This is a genomic window from Capnocytophaga sp. oral taxon 329 str. F0087 (genome assembly GCF_000213295.2).
In the GTDB taxonomy this organism is placed as follows: Bacteria; Bacteroidota; Bacteroidia; order Flavobacteriales; family Flavobacteriaceae; genus Capnocytophaga; species Capnocytophaga leadbetteri_A.
In genome coordinates this window covers 59,059-67,077 of the sequence record NZ_KN389990.1, presented here as the reverse complement: position 1 = coordinate 67,077, position 8,019 = coordinate 59,059, and the positions used below count along the sequence as shown (strand labels likewise).

Sequence of the window (8,019 nt, the reverse complement as noted above, 5' to 3'; positions counted from 1 at the left end):
GCGGCATATTTGGCGGCTTCTTCTTTGGGTAGAGGCAGTATACCATCGTCTATGACAGCGGCTTTATATAGCTGAATAGGGGGTACGCCTTGCTTGAATTGAGCTACTTGGGCATCGAGCATTGCTTCGGTGATGCCTTTTTTGATGAGTAGTTGTCGGTCTTTTTCTGTTAATTCACTCATAATATGTTGGTTTTTATTCTTTTTCTTTCCTCTGAATTAGGTGTCAAAGGTAAAAAGAAAAAAAATAAAAACCAAATAATTTGTGAATAAAATGTTAAGCTATTTTAGGTGTTTAAGCTAATTGACAAATTTGCATACGTGGAGCTGCCCTCTGAAGATGACCTTAAAGCTAAGCGAGCGCCAGTGCGGCGGTAAGCAAGGCTTGAAATGCAGCTGGTTATCGACTACGTGCATTCCGCCAAAGCCCTCGACTATGCTGAGCCAAGTGCCTGCCATAGAGGTGATGTGAAGTCCCTCGTGTACCTCTTTGTTATAATCGTCTAAGTCGAGGCGAGAGGTGCGCAGGTAGAGCGCATAAGCCTCTTCCTTCTTGTCTAAGGCTGCTGCCAAGACACTATGCACACAAGGCGACAAGGAAGACTCGTGCACCGTAAAGGGTTCGTAAAACTCGTAATGCTTACGCAACTCCTCGTGGGTAAAGTGATTTCGGAAGAAATAAAAGCCCTGTAGCGTATCGGCCTGTTTGATGTAAGGGGAACGGAGGATTCTATCCCAAGACCAATGCTGGTTGAGCGGACGCTCTTCTGCAGGAATAGCACTCGCTGGCTTTAGTTCCTTATCGAGGAAACCGTCTTGTTGCAAATATACTCCATATTTTTCGCTGTAAGGGAAATACATATTTTGGGCAATCTTGCGCCACAATACTATCTCTTGAGGATGTATCCACTGTTTTTCAATTTCATACTTCTCTGCCATATCAGCAGCATAACGCAAGCACCATTGGGCGATGTAGTTAGTGTAGAAATTGTTATTAACGTTGTTTTCGTACTCATTAGGACCTGTTACACCTAATATTACATATTTTTGTTTTTCCGCAGAAAAAGAGGCTCTTTGCGCCCAAAAACGCGCTATCGCCACCAATACCTCTAATCCATAATCCTTTATATAGGCTTCATCGCCGGTGTAGCGGACGTAATTATAGATAGCGAAGGCGATTGCGCCGTTGCGGTGTATTTCTTCAAAAGTGATTTCCCACTCGTTATGGCACTCCTCGCCATTCATCGTGACCATAGGATAGAGCGCTGCGCCACCGCTAAAGCCTAATTTCTGGGCATTTTCAATCGCTTTATCTAACTGGTTGTAGCGGTACATCAGTAGGTTGCGGGCTACCTCAGCACCTTTGGTTGCCATATAGAACGGCAGGCAGTAGGCTTCGGTATCCCAATAGGTGCTACCCCCATACTTCTCGCCCGTGAAGCCTTTGGGGCCTATGTTGAGGTGAGCGTGTTTGCCCGAATAGGTCTGGTTGAGTTGGAAGATATTGAAGCGAATGGCCTGTTGGGCTTTGTCATCGCCCTCAATCTCGATGTCAGAAAGCTCCCAAATAGCTGCCCAGTCTTCTTTTTGCATTTTTAATAGCGACTCGAAGGCGTCTGTAGTGCTTAACAAAGCGGCATAAGAGGGTTGTGGGGCATCAGGAGAAGATAAGGTTTTATATCCTCCGTATTTTTCTATCTTGAAGGTTTGGTTTTTCTTAAGAGTGACTTGGTATTGCAAGCCTATGTAGCTATCCTTTTTGTTCTGTTTTGAAGAGACTGCTAAGGCTTTGCCCTCTACAAAGAGTTTATTCTGCATAAAGGTAAGCACTTTGAAGTCCGTTTTTTTGGTAGCAGCGAGTATGTGAGCATTATTGGTAGCGGCTTCTACTTCCAAAGTATTCCAGAAAAGCTCGTCCCAATTGGCATCGTTATTTTTTACACCGCTGTCTAAATAGCTTTCTATTTCAACCTTTACCTCGCTTGACAGGGGGGTGATTTCGTAGCGCAAGGCGCCGAGCTCGTCATAACGCAAAGAGAGCATGCGCAGGGCTTTGACGGCTATCTGTGCGCCATTGGGGAGCGTAGCGGTGAACTGGCGCTCGTACCAGCCTTCTTTCATATTGAGTTCTCGGCGGAAGTTTTTGACTTCTGTGCAAGTGTTTAAGTCCAACACCTCGCCGTTGATTTTGATGTGAAGTCCTATCCAACTGGGGGCATTGAGGACTTTGGCGAAATACTCAGGGTAGCCGTTTTTCCACCAGCCTACTTTGGTTTTATCGGGGTAATAAACTCCGCCTATGTAGCTGCCTTGTAGGGTGTTGCCCGTATAATCTTCTTCGAAGTTGGCACGCATACCCATAGCCCCATTGCCGAGACTGTAGATGCTTTCGTGCTTGGTAACGTCTTCTTTGTGAAAGCCCTCTGCTATAATACTCCAGTTTTTCATCGCTTATTTTTAGGTGATTTGTGATATTAGCTGCAAAGGTAGTACATAATTAGCAGATTAGCAAATGTGGGGTTATCGTTCGCTCATCCTTCGCTCATCGTTCGGTGTAAGTGTATCTAAGGTATGGGAAGGTTGGGAGGAATGGGCAGAGGGGATTTTTTATTTGGTAGTGTGAAGAAGAATTTATATTTTTGCGTCGAAAATATCATCTTTTATGCAGAAAAATTATCTGATATTAGCTCATAAAAACCCTCTTCAGCTCAGCAGAATGATAGAGCGATTAGACGATGGTGCTTCAAAATTCTTTATTCACCTTGATGCTAAAACACCTATCGAGCCTTTTGCGGCTTGCCTTGAGGGGGCTCATATTCGCTTTATAGACAAGCGTGAGCGGTGTGTATGGGGTGATTTTTCTATAGTGCAGGCTACCATTCGCCTTATGGAGGCAGCCAGCAAGGAACAGGGGATTTTCATCTTGATGAGCGGGCAAGATTATCCGATACAATCGCAGGGGTATATTAATGATTTCTTAGAGCGCAACAAGGAATTTGACTTTATAGAAATTGAGCCCTTAGAAGAAAAATGGAAGCCGAAAATGGTAAAAGATAAACTGGAACATTACCATATTTTGCATTCGGAAGAACGAGGGAATAGCAATTGTTACGCTCCTTTTAGGCATTGCTCTGTTTTTCAGAAGCTGAGAACGCTGACGCACTTGCTAAAAGGAAGGTTATCAGTGAAGAACTTTAAGTTGCTTTGTTCGTTGCCTAAACGCGTAGCTCCGTTTGAGCGTCAGTATGCTGGCAGTCAGTTTTGGGCTTTTTCTGAAAGAACTTTTTACGCTGTGCTGCACTACATACGCGAGCACAAGGCAGCGTTAGAGGGGTATTATAAATATACTTCTTCGCCTGACGAGATATACTTTCACTCTGTGTTGATGGACTTAGTAGCTAAAGACTCTACCATAAAACTGAAAGACCCCATAACATACGTGAATTATTTTAGGAAGAATAACGTATTTATAACAGAAGATTTTGATAAAATTACCTCGGCTAAGGGGAAACTCTTTGCAAGGAAGTTCGATACTGACATAGATATAGAAATACTAAACAAATTGGATAGCAATCAAGAAAATGAATCATAGAGTTTTTATAATCAAGGAGTTTTTGAAGAAAGAGTGGTTTTTGCTATTAAGCCTATTGCCTCTTCTTTTTACTATTATTTTTCTGCAGTTTACCACTCCTGTTTGGGATGAAAGCACTAAAAATATAGCATTTTATAGCGTTTTCATTTATGATATTGCTATTATTTTGGTATTTCTTTATAAAAATCATACTTTTTTATTTGAAAAAGGAGAGTGGTTGCGAAATATTATCACAATAGTAGCCTGTGGAGTAGTATTATTATGGACATATAAGCACAAAATAACCTTTAGATTGGATATTCTACTGCTCTTCTTGTGTGCTTTATACGGTGTTATCTACAGAAAATATGTAAAACCAACGGTACTCTCTATTGTTTTCTTTGCGTTTATCGCAATAAGAATAGTAGGGCTTTTGTGGGCTCAGTATTTTGATTATGGGGTGAGAATACTTTTTGAAGAAGAAAGTATAGTGTTTTTTCTGTTAGTGCCTATTATTCTATTAGGATTTTCAGTAAGCCAACGCCAACAATTCAGTTTTATCGCTATTTGCTTCAAAGGATTTTTGCTTTTATTAGTAGCCAATGTAGTGTTTTACAGTTTTGCTATAAGTGCCGAAGGAACTAAACCTTTTTTTAGCTTTTTAACCTTGAATAAAGGATATCTTTCAGACAATGAAGGGTTTTCGTTATATGAGATATTGTTTTGGACGAGGTTTAAGCACCCAAGTTTCCTCTCTTGGATTATTTTAGTAGTCGGTGGCTTAGGTTTTTTCTTATGGAAGAAGTATCGCACTATTATCACTACGCCTGAAGTAATAGCTTATGCGCTTTTGCTTTTTGGCTTTATATTTATGATGCAGGCGAGGGTGAATATTATAGCTTATTTTGTAGTGATAGCTTTCTTTGTATATCTATCAGTGACACACCTATTTAGCAAACGGCTGAAGTATGGGTTATTTATAGGTGCGGGGGTTGTAGCTATAGGGATAGTAGCCTATCTAACGACGCATACGGCTTATTTTTCTGACCCTATTCGCAATCAATTATACGCGATTGCCTTTCAGGCGATAAAAGACGGCAATATATGGATAGGCAATGGCTCTGGCTACCAACGGTATATATTAGATGGTTTTGTGTACTACGTACATAATGATTTTGTAGCTACTTTAGTGGATACGGGCATTGTAGGGGTGAGTATTTTTGTAGTATGGTTAGGGGCTATTCTCTTTTCTAAAGATGTGCTCAAGCAATATTTGCTTGTTGTTTTTCTGCCTATTATGAATACTGATGTACTTTTCTACGTATTTGAGTGTACGTATATACTTATGCCCCTGATGCTCTTTGTATTATTTGCGCCGAAATACCCCGATTTACAAGAGACTTATTCTTTGCCAATGAGCGCATAAAATACTTTTTTATACCAAGGTCGCTGCTGTATTTTAGCTATTTTTTCTTTATATTTATTGATTACTTTCTGAAAGAACTCATCAAAATACAAAGTTTCATTTTTTAAGATATAAGCTAAAGCTACTTCGGTATTTTCCTCAATAAGACTCTTATTTTGGGTTGTATTTTGGTTATGAAGTCTATACATCGCTAGTGGTTTATTAACAAATGCCACTTTAGGATTTCTTTTGAATACATTTATCCACATTATCCAATCTTCTTTGGCTCGAAGAACTTGCTCAAAGTAAAGATTTTCTATTATCTTTGTAGAAAAAATAAAACAATGTATAGGAATATTAAAATCAATATCCCATTGTAATAGAATATTCTTATAGGTAAAACTGTATTTGGTAAGATCGCAAAAAGGAGAGCGTTCTTTACCATCTTTCATTTCATAAAAATTAGTGATAACAATATCGTACTTTCCACACTCAAACAGCTTGATACTCTCTTCAAATTTGGTAGGCTGCAAAGTATCATCTGCATCTAAAAACTGAATAAAATCACCTGTTATTTTAGTTAGTCCGTTATTACGTGCAGCACTTACCCCTGCATTTTTTTGATAAAAGTAGAAAAAACGACTGTCTTCTTCTTGCCTACGTTTAACTATTTGAGCTGAGCCATCTGTTGAACCATCATCTATAACAATACACTCCCAATTAGGGTAGGTTTGGTTAGCTATACTATTGAGTGTCTCTTCAAGAAAGTTTTCTTGATTATAACAAGTAATAATAGTCGAAATTTTCATTTTATATTTACTTTATATTTCTAATATATTCTTAACCCAATTAGAGAAGCTATATTTTTGCCTAATATCTTCAGATAATGGTATAAAATCACTCTCTAAAAAGTCTGATAACCCTTCAAAAAGGTCATTTTCTACTACATAGAAGTTATTAGGGTGGTAAAAATCGTATAGCTTTATGCTCTTATTATCAGTTATGAGCTTCTTTTGATATTTTATAGCTTCAAATATCCTAAATGATAAGCCATTGTGGTCTACGGTTTTTATATCTAAAAGTACAGTTGCTTTTTTAGTGAGAGTTAGATACTGAGCATAATTTAGTCCTTTAGAGAAAAAAGTGATATGAGGGTGAAAAAAAGGAGGTGTTTTTCTACCGTAAAACAAATTGATATTTAGTGTTAAATCGTATTGGGAGAGGGCATTGACCACTCTGATAAGCGATTGTATTCTGTCTTTGATATAAACACCTACATATAATACCTCGTTTTCATTTACTGACACACTCTCTTCAGGCATATCAAAATAAAAATTAGTACAAGGCAACAAATTAGGGTATTGGTATCTATAGCGATGGTAATCTTCAAGGTCGAAGACGAAGAAGCGTTGGAAGTGGTTTATAACCTTGAATACTTTTGGGAAACGGGCAAGTCCGTCCCACTGATAGGCAACTACTTTATGGGCGGTATTATGTATTTTCTCTATCGTTTTTAGGTCTAACTTATCTGGACGAATTACAATAGCATAGTCGATACTCTTAGGAGCAAAACGGCTTAGTGCTTGGGTTACTTCTGCTGAATAATAAGTGTCGATAAGCTGTTTTTTATACTCTTTATTGCCTAAGAGACTCTTCTGTATAAAGTTGAAGATTCTGTCTTTAGTTTTATAGCGAAATAGGGGCGATATAAGTGTTACCTGCTCAAAACCCATATAGCGCAGGTTTTGTTCTATCACCTGATAAACGCCAAAGTCAGGAGGCATTATCAAGATGATTTTCTTATCGCTTACATCAGGAGTATTATCTGTTATTTTGTTGATATTCATATACTTTTGCTAAACAAGAGAATTTGTACTGAGCTTTCAGTACTGCGAAAATAAAGCCCTTTTTGCCGTCTAAACAGCCCTTTTTGATGAAATAATATTTTATAAACCAAAACAAAGGAGAAAACAATAGTTTTACCCACCCTATCTTCTTTCCTTTACATTGGTCGGCTGCTTGAGTGCTGTAGTTATTGTTTTTGCTTAAAATAGTTGTTACTGAGTCGTTAGCTAAGTGTTCTGAAGCTAAATCGGGGCGGTTTCTGGGCATTTTAATCACCTGCCCTTGCACCTTTACCGTAGAATGTATTTCGGGCGGCCAATAAGCTCCTTCTTTCCTAAAAAAGCGCAGTTTGAAATCAGGAAAAGCCGAGCGCATATACTTGCCCATAAAATAGTTTTTAAAAGGGATATACACTCCCCCAAGATTAGGGGTTTCGACTATTTTATAAAGGTATTCTTTTAGTTTTTCGGGTACTGTTTCGTCTGCGTCAATTACTAATAGCCAAGGGTGAATAGCTTGCGCAATAGCATAGTTGCGTGCAGGCTCTACATAAGGGGCACGCTCGCAATACACTATCTTGCAGCCGTATTGTTCAGCTATTGCTATAGTGCTATCAGTACTGTGCATATCGCAAATTACCACCTCGTCAAAATCTTTAACGGTGTCTAACACAGTGCGCAAATGCTTTTCAGCATTATAGGTATTGATAACTACAGATATTTTCATTGACTCAGATTTTATAATTAGTGAAACCCAAAGAGCAGATTCTTCAGCAGTAGCATTAGCGAGAGTTGAGGTAGCGCTCCGATACCCCAGCTGAGCAGTAGCCAGCGTAGGGGTTGGGCGGTAAGATAGTACTGCGCAGTGATACTCGCCCCACTCATAAAGATGAAAGCTGCTATAAGGTATGTCATATCTTTCTCGAATGAAAGGCTCAGCAGTAGGGTGAATACCATCAGAGCTCCCATTCCCATTACAAATACATTAGGGGTGAACTTAAAGAAAAGCAGAAGAAGCAGTATCAGACACGACACTGCTAAGTTCATCAGATATACCCATAGTATGGGATAATGGTCGATGGTGGTGATGCTAAAAGCTACTACCAACAGCATAACTATATAGCCGCAGAGTAACCACTTCTGCTTTTCAGCGGGTACAATAAAAGGGTGTTGTAGCCAACCTCTCACAAACAGAATAAG

General features: G+C 39.1%; 8 protein-coding genes. 2 read left to right on the top strand and 6 right to left on the bottom strand.

The window, feature by feature from the left end; all coding sequences use genetic code 11:
- Both HMPREF9074_RS03175 and HMPREF9074_RS03170 read right to left on the bottom strand, forming a co-directional pair.
- The coding region (locus HMPREF9074_RS03175) for a DUF4301 family protein (protein WP_034539653.1) at positions 1 to 182 on the bottom strand (182 nt) is incomplete at its 3' end.
- A 117-nt stretch (positions 183 to 299) separates the two neighbouring features.
- Positions 300 to 2,447 carry a family 65 glycosyl hydrolase domain-containing protein gene (locus HMPREF9074_RS03170; protein ID WP_009389989.1) on the bottom strand — a complete coding sequence of 716 codons (2,148 nt, stop codon included), beginning with the start codon at positions 2,445 to 2,447 and terminating at the stop codon, positions 300 to 302.
- Positions 2,448 to 2,661: 214 nt separating this feature from the next.
- Between HMPREF9074_RS03170 and HMPREF9074_RS03165 the strand changes: the two genes are divergently transcribed.
- Positions 2,662 to 3,591, top strand: coding sequence for a beta-1,6-N-acetylglucosaminyltransferase (locus HMPREF9074_RS03165; RefSeq protein ID WP_009389986.1), 930 nt, complete (start codon positions 2,662 to 2,664; stop codon positions 3,589 to 3,591).
- Entirely contained in the window at positions 3,581 to 4,996 is a 1,416-nt protein-coding gene (locus HMPREF9074_RS03160) for an O-antigen ligase family protein (protein ID WP_009389985.1), read from the top strand. The genes HMPREF9074_RS03165 and HMPREF9074_RS03160 overlap by 11 nt, the downstream gene beginning before the upstream one ends.
- Here the strand turns inward: HMPREF9074_RS03160 and HMPREF9074_RS03155 are convergent.
- The 4 genes from HMPREF9074_RS03155 to HMPREF9074_RS03140 form a co-directional block, all read right to left on the bottom strand.
- Positions 4,972 to 5,784: a glycosyltransferase family 2 protein gene (locus tag HMPREF9074_RS03155; protein WP_009389983.1), complete on the bottom strand. Its 813-nt coding sequence runs from the start codon at positions 5,782 to 5,784 to the stop codon at positions 4,972 to 4,974. The genes HMPREF9074_RS03160 and HMPREF9074_RS03155 overlap by 25 nt on opposite strands.
- 12 nt (positions 5,785 to 5,796) lie before the next feature.
- A complete protein-coding gene (locus HMPREF9074_RS03150) occupies positions 5,797 to 6,822 on the bottom strand; it encodes a WaaS/CpsH family glycosyltransferase (RefSeq protein ID WP_009389981.1) in 1,026 nt (341 codons plus the stop codon).
- The gene (locus HMPREF9074_RS03145) at positions 6,797 to 7,546 is read right to left on the bottom strand and encodes a glycosyltransferase family 2 protein (protein ID WP_009389980.1); all 750 of its coding nucleotides are present in this window, start codon (positions 7,544 to 7,546) and stop codon (positions 6,797 to 6,799) included. Before HMPREF9074_RS03145 ends, HMPREF9074_RS03150 begins: the two co-directional genes overlap by 26 nt.
- 17 nt (positions 7,547 to 7,563) lie before the next feature.
- On the bottom strand, positions 7,564 to 8,019 hold a 456-nt coding region (locus HMPREF9074_RS03140; RefSeq protein ID WP_034539651.1), incomplete at its 5' end, for a hypothetical protein.

Excerpts from the sequence above, each read along its gene's own strand:
- HMPREF9074_RS03145 (WP_009389980.1), bottom strand. The coding sequence starts at position 7,546 with ATGAAAATATCTGTAGTTATCAATACCTATAATGCTGAAAAGCATTTG.
- HMPREF9074_RS03150 (WP_009389981.1), bottom strand. The coding sequence starts at position 6,822 with ATGAATATCAACAAAATAACAGATAATACTCCTGATGTAAGCGATAAG.
- HMPREF9074_RS03155 (WP_009389983.1), bottom strand. The coding sequence starts at position 5,784 with ATGAAAATTTCGACTATTATTACTTGTTATAATCAAGAAAACTTTCTT.
- HMPREF9074_RS03160 (WP_009389985.1), top strand. The coding sequence starts at position 3,581 with ATGAATCATAGAGTTTTTATAATCAAGGAGTTTTTGAAGAAAGAGTGG.
- HMPREF9074_RS03170 (WP_009389989.1), bottom strand. The coding sequence starts at position 2,447 with ATGAAAAACTGGAGTATTATAGCAGAGGGCTTTCACAAAGAAGACGTT.
- HMPREF9074_RS03165 (WP_009389986.1), top strand. The coding sequence starts at position 2,662 with ATGCAGAAAAATTATCTGATATTAGCTCATAAAAACCCTCTTCAGCTC.